General features: G+C 72.0%; 2 protein-coding genes. Both read left to right on the top strand.

What is annotated here, in order from left to right; genetic code table 11:
- A partial coding sequence (locus tag AX708_RS01745) for an efflux transporter outer membrane subunit (protein ID WP_067489394.1) occupies positions 1-1349 on the top strand: 1349 nt, incomplete at its 5' end.
- Positions 1350-1386: 37 nt separating this feature from the next.
- The coding region (locus AX708_RS01740; protein ID WP_067489391.1) for an isochorismatase family protein at positions 1387-1959 on the top strand (573 nt) is incomplete at its 3' end.

The raw sequence follows: 1959 nt of genomic DNA, 5'->3' as shown, positions 1-1959 counted from the left end.
GCCCGGCTCCGCGCCTGATCGCGGCCGACGCGGCGACCACCACCCCCACCCCGCTCCCGCCGCAATGGTGGCGGTTGTTCGGCGATCCGGTGCTCGACGGCCTCGTCACCCGCGCCCTCGAGCGCAACACCGACCTGCGCGTCGCGGCCGCCAACCTCCAGCGCGCCCGCGCTCTCGTTTCGGAAGCCCGCGCGGGCCAGCTCCCCTCGACCACCCTCAACGCCCAGTATGTCCGCCAGCGCTTCGGCGGGCAGGTGTTCAACGCGATCGGCAATGTGCCCGTCGTCACCACCGATTTCTTCACCACCGGGATCGACGCGAGCTACGAGGTCGACCTGTTCGGCGGCGCCAGCCGTGCGGTGCGCGCGGCCATCGCCGATGCCCAGGCCGCGCAGGCACAGGTCGATGCCGCGCGGGTCGCGGTAGCGGCCGAAACCGCGCGGACCTATGCCGAGGGCTGCGCGCTCGCGATCAGGGTGCGGACCGCCGAGGAGACCGTCGCGCTCTCCCGACGCTCGCTCGCACTCATCGATACGAGCCGCAAGGCCGGCTATGCCGACGCCCGCGATGTTGCCGCCGCGCGCACCCTCCTTGCCCAGGCCGAGGCGGCGCTGCCGCAGCTGGTGGCCGAGCGGCGCGCTTCGCTCTACGCGCTCGCCTTCCTGACCGGCGACGCGCCCGAGGACGTTTCGCAAGACGCCGCTGCCTGCGCTGCCGTGCCAGGGCTTGCCGCACCATTGCCGGTGGGCGACGGGCAGGCGCTGCTCGCCCGCCGCCCCGACATCCGCGTTGCCGAACGCAGCCTCGCCCGTGATACCGAGCGCGTGGGCGTGGCGGTGGCGGCGCTCTACCCCCAGATCAGGCTGCTCGGCACCCCCTCGCTCGGCGCGGCGCGGCCCGGCGATCTCGGCTCTTCGGCGAGTTTCGGCTTCTCGTTCGGCCCGGCGATCAGCTGGAACTTCCCCTTCAACGGCGCCGCGCGCGCACAGGTGCGCGCCGCGAGGGCCGACACCGAGGCCGCGCTCGCCCGCTTCGATGCCGCGGTGCTCGGCGCGCTGCAGGAGACCGAGCAGGCGCTTGCGCGGCTGGCCGGCGCGCTCGCGGCCGAAGCGCGCCTGCGCGAGGCGGCCGACGCCGCGCGCGAGACCGCGCGGCTCACCGAACTGCGCTACAAGGCGGGGAGCGACGATGCCCTGCGGCTGATCCAGGTCCAGCGCGAATGGCGCGCCGCCGAGGCCGCCTTCGCCGAGGCCGCCGGCGCCCGCGCCGCCGCACAGGTGAGCGTGTTCCGCGCGCTAGGCGGCGGGTGGGAAAGCCCCGCGCCAAGCCAGCCCCCGCCCCAGTCCTGATCCTGCTACCACCTTCGCCACTACGGACGCCGACGCCATGCCTTTCACCGCCGACCAAAGTGCCCTGCTGCTGATCGACCACCAGATCGGCACCATGCAGCTCATCAGGAACCTCGATCTTGACGAAGTGCGCGCCAAGACCCTGGCACTTGCGAAGGCGGCGCGCATGCTCGGCCTGCCCGTTATCCTGACCTCGAGCCAAGAGGACCGCCTGCAAGGACCGCTGATACCCGAACTCGCCGAGATCCTGCCCGAGGCCTTCGCGGCCCGCATCAAGCGCGAGGGGATCGTCAATGCCTGGAACGATCCCGCCTTCAAGGGCGCGGTGGAAGCCACCGGACGGCGCCAGCTGATCATGGGCGGGGTGACCACCGACGTGTGCCTCATCTACCCCGCGATCAGCGCCGTCGAGGAAGGCTACGAGGTCCAGGCGGTGCTCGACATTTCGGGCTCCCCCTTCGAGCTTTCGGAATACGCCGCCCGCAAGCGTATGGAGCGGGCCGGCGTGTCCTTCACCGCAACCAACACGATCATCGCCGAACTGGCGCAGGACTGGTCCACCCCGCACGGCAGCCAGTTGATCCAGCTGCTGTTTGCCGAGGTGCTACCG

The organism is Erythrobacter sp. CCH5-A1 (genome assembly GCF_001557115.1).
Lineage (GTDB): Bacteria > Pseudomonadota > Alphaproteobacteria > Sphingomonadales > Sphingomonadaceae > Erythrobacter.
This window is presented reverse-complemented; position numbering and strand designations above follow the sequence as displayed.